19 protein-coding genes are annotated in these 23,338 nt (G+C 53.9%); 13 read left to right on the top strand and 6 right to left on the bottom strand.

The genetic code is table 11. The features are described from left to right. Positions 1-186 precede the first annotated feature (186 nt). Entirely contained in the window at positions 187-828 is a 642-nt protein-coding gene (locus MHH28_RS08135) for a thiamine diphosphokinase (RefSeq protein ID WP_405113780.1), read from the bottom strand. Positions 829-996: 168 nt separating this feature from the next. Here MHH28_RS08135 and MHH28_RS08130 point away from each other — a divergent pair, with 168 nt between their 5' ends. After that, positions 997-1,467, top strand: a complete 471-nt coding sequence (locus MHH28_RS08130) for a low molecular weight protein-tyrosine-phosphatase (protein ID WP_405116927.1) — start codon at positions 997-999, stop codon at positions 1,465-1,467. Positions 1,468-1,604: 137 nt separating this feature from the next. Here MHH28_RS08130 and MHH28_RS08125 read toward each other — a convergent pair whose 3' ends face one another. Then, a complete protein-coding gene (locus tag MHH28_RS08125; protein WP_405113778.1) occupies positions 1,605-2,336 on the bottom strand; it encodes an alpha/beta hydrolase in 732 nt (243 codons plus the stop codon). A 265-nt stretch (positions 2,337-2,601) separates the two neighbouring features. On the opposite strand from MHH28_RS08125, the gene pdhA reads away from it, so the two are divergent. The 7 genes from pdhA (at position 2,602) to MHH28_RS08090 (ending at position 11,005) form a co-directional block, all read left to right on the top strand. Further along, a complete protein-coding gene (gene pdhA / locus MHH28_RS08120) occupies positions 2,602-3,669 on the top strand; it encodes a pyruvate dehydrogenase (acetyl-transferring) E1 component subunit alpha (RefSeq protein ID WP_405113776.1) in 1,068 nt (355 codons plus the stop codon). Between the two features lie 15 nt (positions 3,670-3,684). Then, a complete protein-coding gene (locus MHH28_RS08115) occupies positions 3,685-4,662 on the top strand; it encodes an alpha-ketoacid dehydrogenase subunit beta (RefSeq protein WP_405113774.1) in 978 nt (325 codons plus the stop codon). A gap of 107 nt (positions 4,663-4,769) precedes the next feature. Further along, on the top strand, positions 4,770-6,425 hold the full coding sequence (locus MHH28_RS08110; RefSeq protein ID WP_405113772.1) for a 2-oxo acid dehydrogenase subunit E2: 1,656 nt from the start codon (positions 4,770-4,772) through the stop codon (positions 6,423-6,425). Positions 6,426-6,428: 3 nt separating this feature from the next. Continuing rightward, complete coding sequence (gene lpdA / locus MHH28_RS08105; RefSeq protein ID WP_405113770.1) at positions 6,429-7,841, top strand: dihydrolipoyl dehydrogenase; 1,413 nt, start codon at positions 6,429-6,431, stop codon at positions 7,839-7,841. A gap of 236 nt (positions 7,842-8,077) precedes the next feature. Then, on the top strand, positions 8,078-8,872 hold the full coding sequence (locus tag MHH28_RS08100; RefSeq protein WP_405113768.1) for a thymidylate synthase: 795 nt from the start codon (positions 8,078-8,080) through the stop codon (positions 8,870-8,872). Then, entirely contained in the window at positions 8,869-9,360 is a 492-nt protein-coding gene (locus tag MHH28_RS08095; RefSeq protein ID WP_405113766.1) for a dihydrofolate reductase, read from the top strand. Before MHH28_RS08100 ends, MHH28_RS08095 begins: the two co-directional genes overlap by 4 nt. Before the next feature lie 157 nt (positions 9,361-9,517). Further along, positions 9,518-11,005: a glutamate synthase subunit beta gene (locus tag MHH28_RS08090; protein WP_405113764.1), complete on the top strand. Its 1,488-nt coding sequence runs from the start codon at positions 9,518-9,520 to the stop codon at positions 11,003-11,005. A 389-nt stretch (positions 11,006-11,394) separates the two neighbouring features. Here MHH28_RS08090 and MHH28_RS08085 read toward each other — a convergent pair whose 3' ends face one another. Beyond that, entirely contained in the window at positions 11,395-13,395 is a 2,001-nt protein-coding gene (locus MHH28_RS08085) for a methyl-accepting chemotaxis protein (protein WP_405113762.1), read from the bottom strand. A 529-nt stretch (positions 13,396-13,924) separates the two neighbouring features. Here MHH28_RS08085 and MHH28_RS08080 point away from each other — a divergent pair. The 3 genes from MHH28_RS08080 (at position 13,925) to MHH28_RS08070 (ending at position 18,513) form a co-directional block, all read left to right on the top strand. After that, complete coding sequence (locus MHH28_RS08080; RefSeq protein ID WP_405113760.1) at positions 13,925-15,655, top strand: proline--tRNA ligase; 1,731 nt, start codon at positions 13,925-13,927, stop codon at positions 15,653-15,655. 64 nt (positions 15,656-15,719) lie between these two features. After that, on the top strand, positions 15,720-16,133 hold the full coding sequence (locus MHH28_RS08075; RefSeq protein WP_405113757.1) for a hypothetical protein: 414 nt from the start codon (positions 15,720-15,722) through the stop codon (positions 16,131-16,133). A 103-nt stretch (positions 16,134-16,236) separates the two neighbouring features. Beyond that, positions 16,237-18,513 carry a DNA topoisomerase 3 gene (locus MHH28_RS08070; RefSeq protein ID WP_405113755.1) on the top strand — a complete coding sequence of 759 codons (2,277 nt, stop codon included), beginning with the start codon at positions 16,237-16,239 and terminating at the stop codon, positions 18,511-18,513. A gap of 135 nt (positions 18,514-18,648) precedes the next feature. Here MHH28_RS08070 and MHH28_RS08065 read toward each other — a convergent pair whose 3' ends face one another. The 3 genes from MHH28_RS08065 to MHH28_RS08055 form a co-directional block, all read right to left on the bottom strand. Then, positions 18,649-19,386, bottom strand: coding sequence for a DsbA family protein (locus tag MHH28_RS08065; protein ID WP_405113753.1), 738 nt, complete (start codon positions 19,384-19,386; stop codon positions 18,649-18,651). A gap of 108 nt (positions 19,387-19,494) precedes the next feature. Then, positions 19,495-20,247: an HAD family hydrolase gene (locus tag MHH28_RS08060; RefSeq protein WP_405113751.1), complete on the bottom strand. Its 753-nt coding sequence runs from the start codon at positions 20,245-20,247 to the stop codon at positions 19,495-19,497. A 24-nt stretch (positions 20,248-20,271) separates the two neighbouring features. Further along, positions 20,272-21,189 carry an ArsR/SmtB family transcription factor gene (locus MHH28_RS08055; RefSeq protein WP_405113749.1) on the bottom strand — a complete coding sequence of 306 codons (918 nt, stop codon included), beginning with the start codon at positions 21,187-21,189 and terminating at the stop codon, positions 20,272-20,274. Positions 21,190-21,332: 143 nt separating this feature from the next. Here MHH28_RS08055 and MHH28_RS08050 point away from each other — a divergent pair, with 143 nt between their 5' ends. Together MHH28_RS08050 and MHH28_RS08045 are read left to right on the top strand one after the other, a co-directional pair. Then, positions 21,333-22,511 carry an MFS transporter gene (locus MHH28_RS08050; RefSeq protein ID WP_405113747.1) on the top strand — a complete coding sequence of 393 codons (1,179 nt, stop codon included), beginning with the start codon at positions 21,333-21,335 and terminating at the stop codon, positions 22,509-22,511. Between the two features lie 89 nt (positions 22,512-22,600). Beyond that, positions 22,601-23,326 carry a phosphonate ABC transporter ATP-binding protein gene (locus MHH28_RS08045; RefSeq protein WP_405113745.1) on the top strand — a complete coding sequence of 242 codons (726 nt, stop codon included), beginning with the start codon at positions 22,601-22,603 and terminating at the stop codon, positions 23,324-23,326. Positions 23,327-23,338: the final 12 nt, after the last annotated feature.

The following is a 23,338-nucleotide window of genomic DNA, read 5'->3' as shown; positions in this document are numbered from 1 at the left end:
GGCTAAATGCAGGCGGGATATACAATGTAAGCGTTTTATTAAAATCGCATTAAAAGTTACAAAATATTAATATTTAGAAGGTTTATTCATACAAAAAAGCCGGGAAACCCTTGACATTCATAGGGATTCCCGGCTTTATGCGTTTGAAACAAAGGTTACAGCGATGTCTCCAAAGATCTATGTACTCTAGTCCTTGCTCTGAATAATCAGCAGAAGTCCGCTGTCAATATGAACGGTTCCGCTGCGCTCAAGAAGCACATTGCTGACGGCCAGAGACTGGCCCAGCTTGAGAGTGGCGTTCTCCAGCGGATACTGGAACCCCTGAAGGGTAATTCCGGTAACCTCAGGAGTCAGGGGCAGCAGGGAGACATAGGTATACCCCCGTTCCTCTACAACCGCCTGGGAACCTGTAAGCGTGATATAGTTGTTCGCATCCATAATAGAGCAGGCTACCTGCCGCTGCTGCGCCCGTGTCATCATCTGGATACTGGCCAGCGTATGGTCCATGCGGCTGCCGGTGACTCCGATCATCAGGATGGACTCAGGCTGGAGGTTCAAGGCAAGATCCAGAGCCATTTCGCTGTCGGTGAGGTCTTTGTGGACCGGATCACAGCTGATTGTCTCCTTGCTGCCCGCCTGAATCCTCGCCAACGCCTCAGCAGAGACGGAATCGAAATCACCGACCGCAAGCTGGGGGGTGAATCCATGGTCAATCAGGAACAGCGCTCCCCGGTCAGCGCCGATAATATAATCTTCTTCATCTAATACATGCAGACATTCAGCTGTCAGTTTACCGCCTGCAACAATTACGATACGCCCGGATGGCAATAGATCCCACTCCCTTGTTTATTCTTTAACTTCATCATCCTGAACAGTATATAGCAGTTTCAAAAGTTGTACAATTGCCGCGCTGACGCTAAAATAAGGTTAGTGTGGCTAGACTGCACCCATCCTTCACGGATGATAAGGTATGCTTGAATGCAGGAGGTGAGAGAGATCGTTAACGTGTTGTTTGTATGTCTGGGGAATATTTGCCGGTCGCCGATGGCCGAAGCTGTGCTGCGCAGCAAGATTGAACAGCGTCAGCTTGCGGATCAGATCACAGTGGATTCTGCGGGAACCGGGGACTGGCATATCGGGAAAGCGCCGCATGAAGGGACAAGGCGTCTTCTTGACCTGCATGGCATCAGCTATGAGAATATGAGAGCGAGACGGGTAGTGGGCGAGGATTTCGGGAGATTCGAATATATCATCTGCATGGACAAGTCCAATGGGGAGAATGTCCGCAAAATTCCCGGCGGTGAGCAGTCAACGCTATTGTTCTTCATGGATCTGCTGCCGGATGAGGAGCTGCGTGAAGTGCCTGACCCGTATTTCACCGGAAATTTCGAACAGGTCTATGATTTAATCAATGCCGGTTGTGACGTGCTGCTGGAACGGATCATCGAGGAGAAGCTTCAGGCATAGTGCTACAGCCGGACCGGTTGCCGTCCTTATCATGTAAGGACCGGCACCGTACGTCCGCCTGAGAATGAAAGCGCAGCCACTTCTGCTGCATTACATAAGTTCGTAAGATGTTCACTTTTGGCGTTCTATTTGCTGTTTCAGGAGCTGAAGAAATAGAGTAATGATTCCGGGAGCTCTTTTTGCCAAAAACCCCAAAGATGCTGGCCGGCCTTCTCGCGGTAGGACACCGTGGCTCCCTTGGCTTCAAGCATGGCCTTGGTCTCCCGGTTCATCTCAACGAAGTCATAGACTCCGGTATCGGTCTTGTAGTCCCGCTCCTGAAGCCCTACAACCATATTGATCAGAAGCCAGGAGAGATCCTCCTCCTGTGCTAACAGCTCACGGGTCTCGGGATAGTAAGCGCCGGAGAGGCTGAGCACACGGCTGAATAATCCCGGATACGTAAGCGCGAGATGCAGGGAGACACTGCCGCCCAGAGAGTCACCGGCTACGATTCGCTCCTCCGGGGTACGCCGGACAGGATAATTATGTTCAATGAAGGGAATAATCTCTTCGGCGAAGCATGCGAGGTACTGCTTGAAGCGGCTGCCGAACGGAGCATACTCGGCGGTGCGGACAGCCACGTTCACTTCGACACCCACTATAATGAAGGGTTCCACATCCTGCTCCAGAATCAGCTGCCCGGCGAGGGTAGCAATCCGGCCGAAGTTGAAGAATTCTTCCCCGTCCTGGCAGTAGATGACGGGATAGCTGAGTACTTCATTATATCCGGGGGGAAGATAGATACGCAGCTTGCGCTCTTCCTGCAGGTGTTCGCTCCACAGTGTTTGTTTCACAATTGTACGTTTCAGAAAAACAGGTTCGCTCATTGTCAAATCGTCACCTTTCATGTCGAATTTTGCTTAAGGCTTAGTGTTGCGTTAAAATTACCCAAGCGGCAGATGTGGGATATATCATTTACTTGATAAATATCCTTTAATCTGTTATAGGATATTTGTAAGCCTGTTATACATACAAAATTTATGGAAACATAAATTTTATGCGTATTTCTTTGACGAAACAGATACAACAGGTGTATAATAATTCTATAACAGAGACCACTGATATTCAAATTTTTTTATTGAGGTGAAGATAATGACTAAGGTTCCCTATGAAGTGTATACAGAGGACGTTGAGGCCCTTTCGGTTCTTTCCCCGGATGGAGAAATTATCAACAAGGAAATGATGCCTGAACTTACCGATGATCAATTGAAAGAAATTATGTACCGTATGGTATTTACCCGTACCTGGGATGACCGTGCTGTCAACCTGGGCCGTCAAGGCCGTCTCGGCTTCTATGCGCCGGTATCCGGACAGGAAGCAACAATGATCGGCAGCGAGTATGCTCTGCAGAAGGAAGATTTCGTCTGCCCGGGCTACCGCGATATTCCACAGCTCGTATGGCATGGCCTTCCATTATATCAGGCGTTCCTGTATTCCCGCGGACATCAGCATGGCGGACAGATTCCTGATGGCGTGAATGTACTTATGCCGCAGATCATTATCGGAGCACAGATCCTTCATGCTACCGGTATTGCGATGGGCTTCAAATTGAAGAAACAGCAGAACGTTGCAATCACATATACAGGTGACGGCGGTTCGTCTGAAGGCGACTTCTATGAAGGCCTTAACTATGCAGGAGTATACAAACTGCCGGTAATCTTCTTCGTACAGAACAACGGCTATGCCATCACCACTCCGTTCTCGAAGCAGACGGCAGCGAAATCCATCGCCCACAAGGCGGTTGCCGCAGGGATTCCCGGAATCAAGATCGACGGTATGGACGTATTTGCAGTAATCGCTGCTGTACAGCAGGCTGCTGAACGTGCCCGCAAAGGCGAAGGCGCAACACTGATTGAAGCGGTCACCTACCGTTTCCGTCCGCATTCCCTCTCCGATGATGCCAGCAAGTACCGTACGAAGGAAGAAGAAGGACAATGGAATGAGAAAGATCCGATTGCCCGTCTTGCCAAGTACCTGGAGAAGAAAGGCCTTTGGACCGATGAGGATACTCTGCGCGTAAGAGAAGAAGCGAAAGCGACTGTTAACGAGCAGATTAAAAAAGCAGAACAGACCGAAAAAATGACCATTCCCGGCTTGATCGACAGCATGTTCGAGGTAACTCCGAAACATCTTGAAGAACAAAAAGCCGATTTTGAATAAGGGGGATATCAGGCAATGGCACAGATGAATATGAAAGAAGCAATTCGTGACGCAATGCGCGTTGAACTGACTCGTGACCCCAATGTTCTGATCTTCGGAGAAGACGTTGGTAATGTAGGCGGCGTATTCCGTGTAACGGAAGGGCTGCAGAAGGAATTTGGCGAGGAGCGCATCTTCGATACACCGCTGGCAGAGTCCGCCATTGGCGGTTTGGCCTTCGGTCTCGGCGTGCAGGGCTTCCGCCCGATTGCCGAAATCCAGTTCGTAGGCTTCATCTTCGAAGCTCTGGATCAGATCGTTATTCAGGCAGCACGCCTGCGCTGGCGTTCCGGGGGCAAATACAATGCTCCTGTAGTGTTCCGCACTCCATTCGGCGGCGGCGTCAAGGCAGCCGAGCTGCATACCGACTCCCTGGAAGGCCTGATTGCCCAGAGTCCGGGGATCAAGGTTGTTATTCCTTCCAATCCATACGATGCCAAGGGACTGCTGATCGCCTCGATCCGCGACAATGACCCTGTATTCTTCATGGAGCACTTGAACCTCTACCATGCTTTCCGTGCAGAAGTGCCTGAAGGTGAATATACCGTTGAACTCGGCAAAGCCAATGTAGTACGCGAAGGTACGGATGTATCTATCATTACCTACGGCCTAATGGTACATACAGCTACCAAAGCGGCCGATCAGCTCGAAAAAGACGGCATCAAAGTCGAAATTATCGACCTGCGTACCGTTAGCCCGATTGATATCGACACCATTGTGGCTTCCATCAAGAAGACCAATCGTGCGATTGTGGTACAAGAAGCTCAGAAGAGCTCCGGCGTAGCCGCAGAAGTGATTGCCCAGATTAACGAAAAAGCTCTGCTGCACCTGGAAGCCCCTGTGCTTCGTGTAGCAGGTCCTGATACTATTTATCCGTTCGCTCAAATCGAAGATACCTGGATTCCTACTCCTGCGCGCGTTATTGCGGCAGTTAAGAAAGTAATGGAATTCTAGGAAGTAACGACCTTGCCGTCCTTGTATAAAGGGCGGCAGCCGTTTCTGTCATCTGTTGGACAGAGCTGTGGGAATAACTTAACATAACTTATTAGGAGGTTATCAAGGTGGCAAAATTTGAGTACCGGTTCCCTGAGCTGGGCGAAGGTTTGCATGAAGGCGAAATTATCAAAATGCATATCAAAGCCGGCGACAAAGTAACCGATGACGATATCGTAATGGAAGTTCAGAATGACAAGGCGGTAGTAGAGGTTCCTTGTCCGGTCAACGGCACAGTGCTTGAAGTCTTCACCAAGGATGGCCAAGTTTGCCGGGTAGGCGAAGTTGTAGCCATTATTGATGCAGAAGGCGACGTTCCTGAGCAGGAAGGCGGCCATCCGGCAGAGCATGCTTCCCAGGAAGCGGATGCAGCCAAAGGCGGAGCAGATACAACCTCTTCTCCGGCAGCCGGCAGCCCTGCAACGGGCGGAGCTACGAACTTCGAATATAAGTTCCCTGAACTGGGCGAAGGCCTGCATGAAGGGGAAATTATCAAGATGCATATCAAGGTCGGCGACACCATTACCGATGACGATATCATCATGGAAGTTCAGAATGACAAAGCTGTCGTGGAAGTTCCTTCTCCAGTCAACGGTACAGTAGTAGAAGTGTTCACCAAAGACGGCCAGATCTGCCGCGTTGGTGAAGTTGTAGCTATCATTGCTGCTGAAGGTGATGTTCCTCACCAGGAGGGCGGCCACGCTGAAGCCTCCGGTGCCCAGGCAGCAGCACCTTCTCAAAGCGCAGCTCCGGCAGCGGCAGCAGCCCCGGCTCCTGACCGTGAAGTACTGGCAACACCAAGCGTGCGCAAGTATGCCCGTGACAAGAGCGTTGATATCTCCAAGGTGAACGGCTCCGGCAAGAACGGCAAGATCACCCTTGAAGATGTGGAAGCCTTCCTGAAGGGCGGCTCTGCAGCGCCTGCGGCAGCGGCTCCGGCAGCATCTGCTGCTCCAGCAGCAACAGAAGCGCCAAAAGCAAAAGCAGCAGCACCGGCAGCGGCAGCTTCCGGCAATGCAAGCCTGGAAGAAGAACGCGTACCATTCAAAGGTATCCGCAAGGCGATTGCCAACGCTATGGTTAAATCGGCTTACACTGCACCGCATGTTACCATCATGGACGAAGTGGACGTTACGGAGCTTGTAGCTTTCCGTGCCCGTATGAAGCCGGTAGCCGAGAAGAAGGGCGTGAAGGTTACTTATCTTCCGTTCATCGTGAAGGCACTCGTTGCCGCTTCCCGTCAATTCCCGGCGCTTAACGCGATGATTGACGAAGCCACGAACGAAATTGTCTACAAGAAGTACTACAACATCGGTATCGCAACGGATACAGACAACGGCCTGATCGTTCCTGTCATCAAGGACGCTGACCGCAAGAGTATCTGGATGATCGCAAGCGCGATTACAGATCTGGCTGTCCGCGGACGCGACGGCAAGCTGGCACCGAATGAAATGAAGGGCAGCACGATTTCAATCAGCAACATCGGCTCTGCCGGCGGTATGTTCTTCACTCCGATTATCAACTTCCCTGAAGTTGCGATTCTCGGAACCGGACGTATTACTGAGAAGCCTGTTGTGAAGAACGGCGAAATCGTAGCAGCACCTGTAATGGCTCTGTCCCTTAGCTTTGACCACCGTATTATTGACGGCGCTACTGCACAGAATTTCATGAATTACATTAAGACCCTGCTTGCAAATCCTGATATGTTAGTTATGGAGGTGTAATTAATGGTAGTCGGAGACGCTTCAATCGAAATCGACACATTGGTAATTGGTGCAGGTCCCGGCGGGTATGTGGCGGCAATTCGTGCCGCCCAGCTCGGCCAAAAGGTCATCATTGTAGATAAATCGGAACTCGGCGGCGTGTGCTTGAACCGCGGCTGTATTCCTTCCAAGGCCCTGATCTCGGCCGCCCATCAATTCGAGGCTGCCCAGCACGGTGATGTATTCGGTGTTACTGCCGAGAACGTAAAGGTGGACTGGTCCAAGACTCAGGCCTTCAAGAACGGCGTAGTCAAGAAAATGACTTCCGGCGTTACCAGCCTGATGAAGGGCAACAAGATCGAAGTATTCAGCGGAGAAGCTATGTTCATCAGTGCAAACGAAGCCCGTCTGTTCAATGATCATGAATCCCCGCGCTACAAATTCAACAACTGCATTATCGCAACGGGCTCCCGTCCGATTGAACTGAAGCCCTTCCCGTTCGGCGGACGCATCCTGTCCTCCACGGAAGCGCTGGATCTGCCTGAAATTCCTAAGAGCATGATCGTAATCGGCGGCGGCTACATCGGTGCGGAGCTGGGTCAGATGTACTCCAAATTCGGCACCAAGGTTACCATCATTGAAGGTCTGGATACCGTTCTGCCTGGCTTCGACAAAGACATGACCCGTCTGGTTGCCAAGAATATGGCGAAGACCGGTATTGAAATTGTGACCAATGCCAAAGCGGAAAGTGCTGTTCAGAATGACAAAGAAGTGACTGTGAAGTATTCTGTAGGCGGCGAGTCCAAGGAAGTGACTGCCGAGTACCTGCTGGTAACAGTAGGTCGTCGTCCGAATACAGACGGCGAGCTGGGCCTGGATCTGATCGGCGTTGAGCTGGATGACCGCGGTCTGGTGAAGGTAGACCACCAGGGACGTACCAACATTCCTAATATTTTCGCCATCGGCGACATCGTTCCAGGTCTTGCCCTGGCGCACAAAGCCTCTTACGAAGGTAAGATTGCGGCGGAAGCGATTGCCGGACACAAATCGGTTGTAGATTACAAGGTAATGCCGGCTGTCGTGTTCACAGATCCTGAATGCTCCAGCGTAGGCCTGACCGAGAAGGAAGCGAAGGATAAGGGCTATGCGGTGAAAGCCGGCAAGTTCCCGTTCGCAGGCAACGGCCGTGCCGTGTCCCTGAATGCTCCTGAAGGCTTCATCAAGATTGTAGCAAAGAGTGACAACAATCAGGTGCTCGGCGCACAAATCGTCGGTATCGAAGCCTCCAACCTGATCGCTGAGCTGGGTCTGGCCATTGAAATGGGCGCAACGCTTGAGGATATCGCTCTGACGATCCATGCGCATCCAACCCTTGGCGAGATCGTAATGGAAGCGGCTGAGCTGGTAGAAGGCCACCCGATCCACGTAATGAAATAATAACCGCCTAAGCTTATGCGGTAAGAACATAGGAGGATGTTTCCGAAGCCATGCAGATGGTCAGGGAACATCCTCTTTTGAATCTGTCGTTAACGTTCGGGAATAGCTGGAAGCCGGGCCAATACGGGATAGAAATGTTTGCTTTTTTGCGTTTTTTTATCGTTAGGGAAGTTACAACAAGCGTCACCTCATGGTAAACTGATAGAAGAAAAAAAGAGAGTGGGGTGCGATACTACTTGCGTAATTACTTGGATTTATTGCAGGATATTCTGGACAACGGTACAGCCAAAGGCGACCGGACCGGTACCGGTACAGTGTCCGTCTTCGGGCGTCAGCTCCGCTTCGACCTGTCGAAGGGCTTCCCGCTGATGACCACCAAACGCATCCATCTGAAGTCGGTGGTGCATGAGCTGTTATGGTTCCTCAGAGGGGATACCAATACAACGTATCTGAAGGAGCATGGAGTCTCCATCTGGGATGAATGGGCTGATGAGAACGGGGAGCTGGGACCGGTGTACGGCTCGCAGTGGCGGGCCTGGGAGAGCAAGGACGGGCAGCATATTGACCAGATTGCGAATGTGATTGAGGCGATTAAGCATAATCCCGATTCACGGCGTCATATTGTCAGTGCGTGGAATGTAGGCGAGATTGAGCAGATGAAGCTTCCGCCCTGCCATTTCGTGTTTCAGTTCTATGTAGCGGGCGGCAAGCTGTCCTGCATGCTTACTATGCGTTCGGTAGATACGTTCCTGGGGCTTCCGTTTAACATTGCCAGCTACGCGCTGCTCACCCATATGGTGGCTCAGCAGACGGGGCTTGAGGTAGGAGAATTCATCTGGTCAGGCGGAGATGTGCACATATATACAAATCACATGGAACAAGTAGCCACACAGCTTGCACGGGAGCCTTATGCGCTGCCGAAGCTTCATATCCGCAGAGTACCGGACAGTATTTTTGATTATACCTTTGAGGATTTTGAATTTACCGACTATGTCCATCATCCGGGGATCAAGGCACCGGTTGCTATATGAGTATTACAATGATATGGGCGATGGCCTCAAATGGCGTAATTGGCAAAGATAATGACATGCCCTGGCAACTGCCGCTGGACTTCGCTTATTTCAAAGCAGAGACACTGGGCAAACGGATGCTGATGGGCCGCAAAACCTGGGAGTCGCTGGGCAGCAAGCCGCTGAAGGGCCGCACCAGCCTGATCCTGACCCGAGACCGGAGCTTCGCACCTGAAGGGGCAGAGGTCGTGCATTCGCTGGAAGCCGCGCTGGCAGAGGGGCGTAAGGAGGATGAGCTGATGGTGATCGGCGGAGCCGAGATCTACAGCCTGATGCTGCCGTATGCCGACAAGCTGCAGGTGACACGGATAGAGGCGGAGATTGAAGGCGATACGAGGTTCCCTGAGGTGGACTGGAGCCGGTGGAAGGAAGTCTCCAGCAAGGCGGGGCTAAGGAATGAGCAGAATCCCTATGATTACCGTTTCTTTGTGTACGAACGCAGGGAGTGACAATGAAGCGTTTTCTCTGACACAAGATGTGAAATAGTACAAATAATCAGCAGATTAGTCCATTACAGTGCGAAAGTATTGAATGCTAATATAATTAAAATTAGAAGTGGTGTACTATTACATCAACACGAAGAGAACGGATGGGGGAAACGTATATATGTCTACACCTACTGGATTTATGGAGTATAAGCGCCAGCTCCCAGGAGACCGGGCTCCCGAGCAGCGCGTGAAGGATTGGGAAGAATTCCACGAGCATCTGACCGAGGACGAGCTTCGGACCCAGGGTGCCCGTTGTATGGATTGTGGAACACCTTATTGCCATACCGGTATCGATATGAGCGGCGGTACTTCAGGCTGTCCCGTGCATAACCTGATCCCGGAGTGGAATAACCTGGTCTACCGGGGATTGTGGAAGGAAGCACTGGAGCGCCTGCACAAGACGAATAACTTCCCCGAATTCACCGGCAGCATCTGTCCTGCACCCTGTGAGGGCTCCTGTACAGTCGGTCTGATTGGACAGCCTGTTACGATTAAGACGATCGAGCTGGCGATTGTGGACAAGGGCTTTGAAGAGGGCTGGGTCGTCCCGAATCCGCCGGAGAAGCGTACAGGCAAACGGATCGCCATTGTCGGCTCCGGACCGGCAGGTCTTGCCGCTGCCGCCCAGCTGAACAAGGCGGGTCATACAGTAACGGTCTTTGAGCGCAGTGACCGGATCGGCGGCCTTCTGATGTACGGTATTCCGACGATGAAGCTGGACAAACGTGTCGTACAGCGCCGCGTCGATCTGCTGGCTGCAGAAGGTATCGAATTCGTGGTGAATACGGAAATCGGCAAAGACATTCCGGCGCAGCAGCTGGTTGATGAATATGATGCCGTTGTCCTCTGCGGCGGAGCTACCAAGGCCAGACGCTTCAATGTGGAAGGCAATGACCTCAAAGGCGTAATGTACGCCATGGATTACCTGAACGGTACCATCAAGAGCTATCTGAATTCCAATCTGGAGGATGGCAACTACGTATCCGCCGCCGGCAAGGATGTAATCGTGCTGGGTGGAGGGGACACCGGCTCTGACTGTGTAGCGACCTCCCTGCGGCATGGCTGCAGCAGCATCACCCAGTTCGGTACGCACGACAAAGCGCCGCTTACGCGCGATCCGATCGCTAACCCGTGGCCGCAGTTCCCGAATGTCTACACCCTGGATTATGCCCAGCAGGAAGCCAAGGCGGTCTTCGGAGAAGACCCGCGTGAATTCTCCATCATGACCACGAAGTTCGTCGGCGATGAAGAAGGCAACCTCAAGGAGCTGCATACGGTGCAGATCCGCCGGACGGTGGACGAGACGGGACGGAAGATCTACCAGCCGGTTCCGGGAACCGAGGCTGTCTACCCAGCCCAGCTTGCGCTGATTGCGATTGGCTTCGACGGACCGGAGCAGGATATCATTGAGGAGCTGAAGCTGGATACGGACCGCCGCAGCAATGTGAAGGCCCGTTACGGCAAATTCAATACGAATGTGGATAAAGTATTCGCAGCCGGAGATATGCGCCGCGGACAGAGTCTGGTCGTCTGGGCCATCAACGAGGGCCGCGAAGCCGCACGGGAAGTGGATAAATTCCTGATGGGTTCGACTGTACTTGCTTAACTGAATATACACCAAGAAGCCGTCCTCCCAGCATTGCTGGGGGACGGCTTTTTATTATTGTATAGGAAACTATAGTTTCCTCCTGCTGTGGACAAGTTGCATGTTAGTTGGTGGATAAGAGTTCGCAGAGTGACCTTGTTGATGAATGTATGCGAAAAACAGCATACATTGTGCTCGTATGCAGGCGCATGGCCCGAATGTATGCGGAAAACAGTATACATTGTGATCGCATGCAGGCGCACGGCCCGAATGTATGCGAAAAACAGCATACATTGTGATCGCATGCAGGCGCATGGCCCGAATGTATGCGGAAAACAGTATACAATCTGCAATTTGCTGGCGCGAAGGTAATCCTATTCAACCGCAGGTGACTTTGTTATGCTGTTATGCTAGTCCTCCAGCTTGAACCGTTCAATCTTCAGCTGCAGACTACCGGCCATTCTGGACAGCTCCGTTGAGGAGGCTGAGATCTCTTCCATGGAAGCGAGCTGTTCTTCTGTAGCCGCCGTCACACTCTGGAAAGCGTCTGAGGTGGAACGGGAGATAGAGGATATCTCATGCACGGAAGCGGCGACCTCCTGTGCTCCGGCTGACATCTGCTCGGTAATGGCCGAGATGTCATGCAACTGGCCGTTGATTTTGGCCGTGGAGTGTTCAATGCTGACGAATGCTTCCTTGGCTTCGGCGGTAACCTGAATGCCCAGCTCCACATCGGCCGCAACGGTATGCCGGATCGCTTCATAGGTCTGGTCGATCAACCGGGTCATCTGCTGCAGAGTGTCCTGAATATCTCCGGCGGTATTCTTCGATTGATCCGCCAGCTTGCGCACCTCTGCCGCCACGACTGCGAAGCCCCGTCCCTGCTCCCCGGCCCGCGCGGCTTCAATGCCGGCATTCAGTGACAAGAGATTCGTCTGTACGGCGATCGCCGTAATTGCACTGCTCATCGCGGACACCTCATTGTTGAGACCGTTTAATTGTCCGATCAGCTCCGAAGAGTGGTGAGTAGAGGTACGGATCGCATCCATCTGCCTGCCGACCTGCTCCATCTTCCGGCTGCCGCTGCGAACGTCGGCTTCCGTATTCGCGGAAGAATCGACGATCGAGGCGGCGGCTTCGGCGATTTTTTGAATACCAGAGGACATTTCCTCCATCGCGCGCGAGGTTTCTGCCATGGCTGAGGTCTGTGTCTGCGCACCCTCGGAGGAGTCCTGGACCAGTCCGGCCACGTAAGCGGTGGCTCTGGAATTCTCTTCTGTGGTGGCATTCAATTGCTGGCTGGAGGCGGCCAATTGTCCCGAGGTGTCCGAAATGTCCGCCACGATGCCCCGCAGGGAGCCTACCATAAGGTTGTAATTCTGTGCCAGCTGACCTATCTCATCCACCCGGTTGATCTGAATCTGCTCATTCAGATAGCCTTCGCTTACCCGCTGTGCGGAATGGTTGAGACTACGGATCGGATTCGTAATTGAGCGGACAATCAGGTACATCAGGGTTAGGGCGATTATCAGGGCAACAGCCAGAACCATAAGTCCGGTATAAATAATGGGCTCTGAGGCCTTCGAGAATTCTTCGGTAGGCAGAATGCCGACAATTTTGAAGCCTGTATGCGGATCGGTTGTATAATACCCCTGCATGTCCATCCCTGTGTCCGGATTGGTATAGTGCAGATCTCCCTTGTCGTTAACCAGCATCTTCACGATATAGTCTGCAACCTCTTCACCTGCGGCCTTGCCGGGATAAGAGACGAATTTATGATTCCGGTCGACAATGTAGAAGTAGCCGGTCTCACCCGGAGTAGTGTTCTGGATTCTCTCACTCATTGCCTTCAGATTAAGGCTGGTGGTGATAGCTCCTTTGCCGTCCTGCAGCGAATGGGAGATGAACAGCGTATAGTTGCCGGTGGTTGCCGAGACAAAAGGATCAATGATGGTAGTGTTACCGGCATTCTGCATGGACGCCTTATACCAGTCCCGCGTGCGCGGATCATAATCCTGCTTGCCGGGGTCCGGGGCTTTCATCCAGGCGCCTTGTTCGTTGCCCACCGTAACAATCTCAAGCTCGGGATGTGCCTTCATGAACTCTTCGATCAGTGTGCGGGTTTCAGGAGCGTTAGCACCAACCCTGGAGGACTGGATTTGGCGGCTGAGCAAATCTACATTCCGCATCGCGGCGGATACATATTCATGGATGGTGCCGGCAACCAGATCGACACTGGAATGCGTGGCGTTTTGCATTTTGATCTCCAATTCCTTTTTAGCGCTGGAGTAGGAGAAATAACTGACCAGAAGGATCGGGATCACCAGCATAATGGTGAAAAGCATCATCATTTTTCTTTGCAGCGATCGTAATTTGAGCTTGTGGATGAAGCGGTTGACTGACTTGAACATTTGAAATGGTTCCCCCTCTGGTGTATGGAAATCGGCCGGTAGTACAGGCAGCCGTTTCTCTCTGCATAACTCTATTCATATATTCGGTTTATCGACACATTTTTTTCATATCATAAGGCATTTTGTGAAAATATTTAATTGCATTTTCAATCTATGTCTCACGGCTTGACGCGGTCCGGAATATCGTATAAATTAAGTACCATATTTATAACGTAACAGCGTTGACCAAGGACCTGGTATCCATAACCGCCGGAAGCAGAGAGGGGATTCACCGGCTGAAAGATCCCCCGAGCGCGTGAGACACCAATCCTGCCTTGGAAGCTGCAGCTTATGCTGAAGATGGGCATATGTCTGCCGGACCCGGCCGTTACCCGGATTAGAGGACCGCAGGCTTGTATAGGCTGTTGGTTGAACCAGGGTGGTAACACGGCGCATTCGTCCCTGACGGATGCGTCTTTTTTGCGTTCTCATGAACACAGTATAAGGATCTGGACCCGTACTCACTTATCCAAGAAAGAGGCTGATCTACATGCGTCAAACCGATCTATTAGTTACCACTCTGCGCGAAGCTCCTGCCGAAGCAGAGACAAGAAGCCATCAGCTGCTGCTGCGTGCCGGGTATATCCGCCAGCTTGCTGCCGGGGTGTACACCTATATGCCGCTCGGACGGAGGGTACTGCGCAGAATGGAGCAGATCGTGCGCCAGGAAATGGAGTCCGCCGGTGCGCAGGAGGTCCTTATGCCTTCGATGCAGCCGGCAGAGCTCTGGAGAGAATCCGGACGGTATGGGGTGTACGGCAAAGAGCTGATGAAGCTTAAGGACCGTCACGACCGTGAGTTCGTGCTTGGTCCGACCCATGAGGAGGTGGTGACGGCGCTAATACGCGGAGAGATCAGCTCTTACCGGCGGCTCCCGGTGACCGTCTATCAGATTCAGACGAAGTTCCGGGATGAGCCCCGTCCACGCTCAGGGCTTCTGCGGGGCAGGGAATTCCTGATGAAGGATGCCTATTCGTTCGATACGGACTGGGGAGGCCTGGATCTGGCCTATCAGAGGATGTACAGCGCTTATGAGCGGATCTTTGACCGCTGCGGCCTGAAGTACCGGGCGGTGCAGGCGAATGCCGGAGCGATTGGCGGCAAAGGCCAGAATCATGAATTCATGGCCCTCTCAGAGATCGGCGAGGATACGATAGCTGTGTGCTCTCTGTGCGGATATGCCGCGAATCTGGAGCAGGCCGAAGTCAAGAGCGGAGCCGCACCGCATCGGCAGGATTTTGCCGGACGGCCTGCCCCTGAGCGATTCCATACTCCTGCCCAGAAGACCATACAGCAGCTGGAGCAGGGGAGTCAGCTTGGAGCGCAGGATATCATCAAGACATTAATCTACACGGGCGAAGGCAAGACATTTGCCGTGCTGGTCCGCGGAGATCATGAGGTGAATGAGCTGAAGGTGCAAAAGTACCTCGGCTGCGCTGACATTACGCTGGCTGATGTTGAGCATGTGCAGGAGGCAGCGGGAGTAGGGAGCGGTTATGTCGGTCCTGGCGGATTGTCCGTGCCCCTCCTGGTGGATGCGGCGGTTGCAGCCATGACCGAAGCGGTCACAGGCGCAGGGGAAGAGGATTACCATCTGCGCGGAGTCATCCCCGGCCGGGACTTCCCGCTAACGCAGACAGGGGATTTCCGCAATGCGGTTACCGGCGACAGCTGTCCGCACTGCGGTGAAGGGGAGCTGAATTTCCAGCAGGGCATTGAGGTAGGACATGTCTTCAAGCTGGGCACGGTCTATAGCGAGAAGCTGGGAGCGGGATATCTGGATGCAGACGGCCGTACGCAGCCTATGGTAATGGGCTGTTACGGCATTGGAATCTCCCGCCTGCTGGCCGCAGTGGCTGAGCAGAACAGCGATGACCAGGGACTGGTCTGGCCGCAGGGCCTGGCTCCATATGCAGTCCATATCCTGCTGATGTCGGTCAAAGATACAGCGCAGCGTGAGCTCGCCGAAGCTCTGTATACACAGCTGACCGCCTTGGGTATCGATACCCTGCTGGACGACCGTGATGAACGGGCCGGGGTCAAATTCAAGGATGCCGGACTGATCGGCCTACCAGTTGCGCTGGTGGTCGGCAAGCTGGCCGCAGAGCAGAGGGTTGAATACATGGACCGCAGAACGGGTAACAAGGAAGTAGTCGATATTGGCGAGGCGGTGCTTCGCGTAAGCAGTCTGCCGTCCGCACCGGATACTGCTTTTGCTTGAATTGAAGCTCTGGTAAAATAGGGGAATACCGCATGAATTGCCGCCATGGAGAGGAAGGGAAAGCATGTTTGGACGCTTGAGACGCAGGCTTGACAATGCCAGACAGATGCAGAAAATGCGCAAGGAGCATCCTGAGGAGATCCGCCGCCTACTGGAAGAGCGGGCCAGGGAACAGCAAGTCCCGGTTGAACCTGCACCCGCAAAGTCCGGGCCGTGGATTATCTTCTTCCGGTGTATTCTGTATATTCTGACTGTGCTTATTGTGTTGATTACCTTCATCGGGGGGCCGCAGAGTAACGCACCTGTCTTCACCATACTTTCCTTTGGTCTGCTGCTGGCTGTTTTGTATCTGATCGCGGGGCTTGCCCAGCCTGCAATCGTATTCTTTCGCAAGCACTGGTCCCGGGGAGATGTGCTTGAGTTGTTCAGCCTGATCATCGGGGCGCTGCTCATCCTGATGGCTATCTTCCGCCCATAGGCCGCAGGCTTTAATAATGTGAAGCGGATTTTGGGGTCCGGGAATGGTATAATAGACTACTGGACAACTTTTGTAATGAACCGAGGGTAAGGAGCGATTATTGTTGAAGACACTCATTATTGCGGAGAAACCGGACATGGGGCGGAATATCGCCGCCGCAATAGAACCGAAGGCCAAAAACTACCGTTCCTATCTGGAAGGGGAGCAGTACATCATCACCTGGGCGATCGGGCATCTGATTGGCCTGGCAGAGCCCGAAGCCTACGACAATAAATATAAAAAATGGAACATTAATGATCTGCCGATCATCCCCGAGGAGTTCAAGCTGCTGCCTAACGCACGCACCATGGATCAGCTGAAGGTAATCGGTGAGCTGGCGAAGCGCAGTAATCTGCTCGTGAACTCCTGCGATGCGGGGCGTGAGGGTCAGCATATCTTCTCCCTGATCCAGCGTTACCTGGAGCTGAACCAGCCGGTGAAGCGGCTGTGGATCTCCGACCTGACGCCGGAGACGATCCGCAAGGGCTTCCAGGAGCTGAAGGACGGTTCGGAATACGAGAATCTGACCAAAGCAGCCCGGGCACGCAGCGAGGCGGACTGGCTGATTGGGATGAACGGCTCGCGCGCTTTTACCACCAAGCATAATGTGCTGCTCTCTGTAGGTCGGGTACAGACCCCGGTGCTTGCGCTGATCTATGACCGTCAGAAGACGATCGAAGCGTTCTCCTCGCTGAAGTTCTTTGAGGTGGAAGGGCATTTCACCCAGAATGAGCTGACGTATAAAGGAATGTGGCAGGGCGACCGGTTAACGGATGGTGCGAAGGCGGAGGCGCTTGCCGCCAAGGTTAAGGGCAAGCCCGCCCGGATTGTCTCCTATGAGGTCAAAGAGACCAAGGAATATCCGAACAAGCTGTACGATCTGACGCTGCTCCAGCGTGAGGCGAACGGGAAATACGCTTTCTCCGCCAAGAAGACACTGGATATTGCCCAGGCGCTGTATGAGAAGCACAAGGTGATCTCGTACCCGCGTACCAACTCCAACTATGTCACGGAGCAGAATATTCCTGAAATGCACAAGACGCTGTCGGCCCTTCAAGGGACGCAGTACGACGATTGGGTGAAGGGTGCGAACCGGAATCTGGTTCATAAGGGCAACAAGTTTATCTGTAATCCGTCCAAGGTGGAGGATCACCATGCGATTCTGCCGACGAACCGCAAAGCGAACGGGCTGAGCGCGGACGAAGCCAAGCTGTACGATCTGATCGTCCGCCGCTTCCTCTCCCAGTTCTATCCGGCTGCGGAATACAAGGTGCATACGGTGATCACCGAAGTGGAGGCGGAGAAGTTCAAGACCACGGTCAAGGAGCTGCTCAGCCTCGGCTGGAAGGTCATCTACGCAGACCAGAAGAAGGACAAGTCTAGACCGGCCAAGGGCAAAGGCAAGGAGGACGAGGAGGAAGAGGAGCTTGAGGTGAACGAGCCGTTCTCGGTCAACGCGGACGGTGAAGTGCACTGCAGCGATGCCATTGTGAAGGAGAAGGATACCCAGCCTCCGAAGCATTACACGGAAGGGACCTTGCTGAAGGCGATGGAGAGTGCGGGCAAGCAGATTGAGGATGAAGAGCTGCGCGATGCGATGAAGGATTCAGGGCTGGGCACTCCGGCCACCCGGGCAGCCACGATTGAACGGCTGAAGAATGTCGGCTATGTGGAGATGCAGGGGAAAAAGATCGCCATCACCCAAAAGGGGCGGACGGCGGTTGAGCTGATCCGCGGGGCAGGCATAGAGCTGCTGACCTCCCCGGAAATGACCGGGCAGTGGGAGCGCCGCCTGAATGAAATTGCCCGAGGCGCCGCAGCGGACGGACAGTTCATGGAGAACGTCAAGCGGTTCGCTTCGATGATTGTGGACAAGGTACGTGTGCAGTCGCGCGCCGCCAAGACCTCCTTCGAAGGCGAGACGCCTTCGCTGAACAGCGGCGGCAAGGGCCGCAGCTCCGCTGCTGCGCCGCGCAAGGCCGCCGAATCCAAAACGGCCGGGGGCACGCCCGCAGCGGCAAAACCGCGCCGCGCGGCACCTGCGGCTGCCGGGAAGAGCGGAGATACCGGGCCGAAGGTCATCGGCAGCTGCCCGCGTCCGGGCTGCGGCGGCATGATCTTCATGGGCCGCAAGGGCTACGGCTGCTCCCATTACAAGGAAGGCTGTGCCTTCGTAATCTGGAAGGAGAATCACGGGCGCACGCTCACCGACACCCAGGTGAAGGCCCTGATTGAGAAGGGCAGAACCGGAAAGCTGAAGCTGACCGGCGAGGACGGCGAGCCGCTTGAAGGCAAGCTGGTGCTGCAGAATATGGATACCGGCCAGCTGGCTGTGGAATAATTCATTCATATAAGAACGCCCCGGCCATCTATTCCCGGCCGGGGCGCTCTTGTAATAGAGAAGTTATATGTTTTGGGGTCCCCGCAAAGTACCAGAGTCATCATCGAAGCTAAAGCCCCACTTTGTGGGGGGAAATTACTTAGCTTCCAGTAAGGCCGCTTCAATGGCGGCACTTAGGCCCTCATAGGAGGAATCCGGCAGCAGGACGCCGTTCACCATGAACTTAGGCGTGCCGTTGACGCCGTAGGCTCCGGCGATTTTGAAGTCTTCTTTGACATCGTACATATACGTATGGTTCTTCAGATCCTGCCCGAATTTCTTCTGGTCAATCCCTTCAATATTCTCCTTCACGAACTGAAGGATGAACTTCTGGGTCGCCCAGATCTTGCTCTCATCGCCCTGATTGGCGTAGAGCTTGTGCAGATACTCCCAGAACTTCTCGTTGCTCTGCTGATAGATGGCTTCCCCGGCACTGGCGGCCAGGTAAGAGTCCCGGTCGATGAAGGCAAAGTTCATGAAGTAGAACTGGACTTTCCCGCTGTCAACATAGTCCTTGATGAACGTATCGAGGTAGGAGGCGGTCCAATTTTTGCAGGCAGGGCATTTGAAGTCGGCGAATTCGATCACCTTCACCTTGGCGTCTTCCTTGCCCAGATGCGGCTGCTTCTCGTATTTCAGCCCGTCGACCACGATCTTGCCCTTCACATCGGTGTAGTTGGGGAGATTATCGAGCGCCTCGGTGCCGGATGTCTTGTTCTTCGTAAGCATGAAGGCAAGAATTGCGATCAACAGCACTGCAATGACGGCAAGCAGCATAGGGAGCAGACGCCCTTGTTTCGGGGTATTCTTGGAACGGTTAGCTTTGTTGTTCATGGCCAGCCTCCTGCAAGGTGTGAAAATCTACTCACACAGTATAATCATATCTGCAGCAGGCTGCCTATGCCATTTGTAACAATCGCTATACCCTGGTGAAGCGGTCCGTCAGCCGTGGTGCTCACGCAGGGCAGCCGTGCGGATCACCGGAGGCACCTCGTGAATGGCGGAGATGGTCAGTACGGACTGCTGCATCTCCCGCTGAAGCTCAACCAGATTGTAGAGCCACTCATTCTGCTGCTTCAGATAGATGCTGTTGATTCCGGCCGTCAGCGCGGGCAGCACATCCGTACGCAGGGAATTGCCGATCATCCAGGTGATTTTGCGGTCGAATCGATGTGTGGTCAGGATATCCTCAAGCGCCTCCACATTTTTGTGCTGGCGGATATAGATGCGGTCATCGAAATAGGCGTCCAGCTTCATTTGGGCGATTTTGCGCTGCTGGATGGTGTCGTCGCCGCCGGTATAGAGGTAGAGGGAATGACCGTCCTGCTTGAGGGTATCCAGCGTCTCTACCATGCCGGGGTAGGCTTCCACTTCCTGGTCGTAGACGCTTAAGCCCAGCTTCATCAGCTGCCGCTCCTCGAAGTCATCCGGTTCGCGGTTATATTTGCTGCAGAAATAACGGTAGGTGGCAATCAGCGATTTCGGAAAATTGTCGCTGGCCAGCCCGCTTGTGCTGACGGTCTCGACATCGATCTCCACCTGCTTGCTGCGCAGTTCGCCGATTGTAGGCTGGTAATCGCTGAACCAGTCGGACATCAGCTCGAAATACTGTCCCAGAATGAGGTCGAAATATTTGTTGCAATGCACCAGGGTATCATCGAGATCAAAAATTACTTGTTGGGTCAAATACTTCATGCGGTTCACTCCTATGCTTGTCTGTTAGATTCGAATGTAGGACTCCAGGAACATCTGGAGCTCGGAGGCCCCGTCAGGGCGGATGCTGTAGCGTTCGGTGCCTTCACCGCGCAGGTGGACCCGCAGGAGTCCGGCGACCCGCAGACTGAGCAGATGATGCATCAGCATCTCGCGGGAGAGGCTCAGCCCGGACTGCATCTCCCACAGCGTCTTCGGTTCATTCGCTACGAAGCGCAGCAGCCTCAGCCGCGTAGGGTCAGAGAGAGCCTGTGCTAAACGAAGCAGCACGGTGGGCGGCTCCTCCTCATTGTCTGAAGGGACATCTACGGGGTATTGTACCAGCATCAGGTTTTTGAAGAAGCAATACGTGTTGATTGGCCGGTTATGCACTGTAGGCAGCAGGACGATGGTCTTAAGACCGGGAATGTCTTCGATGACAATGCCGCCGGAAGCATATTCGATCAGCGGGACCATGTCCATTTTGCTCTCCAGCATTTTTTTCTCAGAGGCGTCTTCAATCAGCAGCGGCAGCAGGGTATGCTCGACATGGCGGAAATAATGCTCGTACCAGATCCGCAAAAGTGGCGTATACCCGTTCTTGATCCGTGCGCATTCTTCAGCCGAGAAGCTATGGAAGAACGGCTCCGTCCGGTGCAGGCAATCCTCCAGAGAAGAGTTCTCCAGCTCAGCCAGGAACTGCAGTACCTTGGAAGCCTCGCCCCGGCTGTAGGCCCAGGCGTAGAGCACATCATAATCTTCGAACGGCCACTCGGCGGCCTGCTTCAGTGCAGCCAGCTGGGCGGGTGTGAAACGGCCGTCCACGTCCCTGATCCAATCGGTGCCGATGTCCAGATTGGAGGTCCATTTCTTGGTCACATATAACATGAAACTGTCCAGCAGTTCGTATACGGGGGAAACATCAATGCTCAGTTCATACTTCATTTAAGCCGGGTCACCTCCAGAAAAATCAGTCACTTCTATATATTATCTCTTGTTTTGAAGAAGGTTGTCCACTATAATGTTCCGTGTTTGCCGCATGGACGCAAGGTTCCGGTCACCACTGAATTACATAGGAGGATTTATTCGTGCCAGTATCCACACCGAAGCCGCTTGCAGTTAGCGGCAGAACGAATTATTTGATTTTGATTGCCGTGATTATTCTGGCAGGGCTGAGCCAGGGGATGCTGCTGCCGGTCTTATCCATTCTGCTGGAGCAAGAGGGCGTCTCTTCCTCGCTGAACGGGCTTAACGCGGCTGCCCTGTATGTAGGATCGTTCGCTATGACCCTGATTGCAGAGCGGGTGCTTGGCGCTATCGGTTTCAAGAAGCTGATCGCAGCCGGTCTCGCGCTGGTGCTGGTCACACTGCTGCTGTTCCCGCTGCTTACAGGCGTGAAGGTCTGGTTCGTGCTCCGCCTGCTTGTCGGGATCGGCGATTCAGCCATTAACTACGCCGCGCAGCTCTGGGTGCTGCTCATGACACCGGCGGAGCACCGTGGACGCAATCTGTCGCTCTACGGCATGTCCTACGGTCTGGGCTTCAGCCTGGGACCGCTTGGCATCAGCCTGCTGCGGTTCGGGCAGCCCGCGCCGTTCCTGATTACAGCTCTGCTGTTCGTTATTGTGCTGCTGATTGTGGGCTTCAAGCTGCCTGACTCGCGCCCGGAAGCTATGGATCACAGCGAAGGCCAGGCAAGCAGGTTCGGCCGGAGCTACCGGCTTGCTTGGTATGCGCTGATCCCGGCACTGTTATACGGCTATATGGAAGCCAGTCTGAACAGCAGCTTCCCGGTGTACGGGCTGCGCACCGGCTTCAGTGCAGACCAGATTGCCGCCCTGCTGCCCTTTGCAGGCATCGGGGGGCTGATGCTCCAGCTGCCGCTCGGCATATGGAGCGACCGCTACGGCCGCAAGGCCATCCTGATTGCTGCGGGCACAGGAGGAGGCCTGGCCTTCACGCTGCTTCCGCTTACAGCCGACCATTTCCTGCTGACGCTGGCGGTGCTGATGGTGGCCGGGGGGCTTGTCGGCTCCTTTTTCTCACTCGGGTTAAGCTATGCCGCCGATATCCTGCCCCGTAAGCTGCTTCCGGCTGCCAACGTCGTCGCTTCCTTCCATTATAGTCTTGGAAGTATAGCGGGACCTGGCATCGGCGGACTGCTGCTGCAATTCGGCTGGGGTGGCAGTGTGTTTGGCGTAATGGGCGGCCTGTACATTGTGTTTGGGCTGGCCGGGTTATTATTCTCGCCACGGAAGACGATATGAGGTAGAATAAGAACGAATGCTCGCATGGAATTTGATCCCGCTTTCAGAGTACACTATAGAGTAGAGTCGAAGACAGGAGAGGCTGACCTATGATTACAGTTGAACATTTGGCCAAAGCGGTCGGGGAAGATAAAACACCGGTGCTTCAGGATATCGGATTTCAATTAGAACCGGGAGAATTTGTAGCGCTGCTCGGAGCCAGCGGCAGCGGGAAGTCCACATTACTGCGCTGCCTTGCCCTTCACGAGAAGTGGGACAGAGGGAATTTCAGGGTAGATGGGCAGGATATTATGAAGAGTCCCTTCGCCGGCAAACGCAAGATCCGCCGGGAATGGGCTTATCTGGAGCAGAACGCGGAGCTTAATCCGAACCGCACTGCACTGAAGAATGTGCTGATCGGACAATCCTCCCAGACGCCGCTGTGGCGGATGGCTACAGGAATGGTCCGTTCAGATGATTATATGGGGGCGATGGACCAGCTCGACCTGCTTGGTCTGCTCGACAAGGCCAAGCTGAAGTCCGGCCAGCTCAGCGGGGGGGAACGTCAGCGTGTGGCGATTGCCCGTGCCCTGGTCCACGGCGCCAAGGTCATTCTGGCCGATGAGCCGGTGACGGGCCTTGATCCCAAGACTGCGGAGAATGTGCTGGAGACCCTCCGTAAGCTGTGCAAGGAGACAGGCCTTACCGTGCTTACGGTGCTGCCGATTGAACTGGCCGAGCGTTACGCCAGCCGTCTGTGGGTACTGGAGGACGGAAGAATCAAGCATGATGTCAAAGGACGACGGCTCACCTCACAGGAGCGGCTGCATCTGTGAAGTCAGGCAAGG

It is taken from the genome of Paenibacillus sp. FSL K6-1217 (genome assembly GCF_045040735.1).
In the GTDB taxonomy this organism is placed as follows: Bacteria; Bacillota; Bacilli; order Paenibacillales; family Paenibacillaceae; genus Paenibacillus_AQ.
The sequence above is the reverse complement of the archived record's forward strand: the minus strand, read 5'-3'. Positions and strand labels throughout refer to the sequence as shown.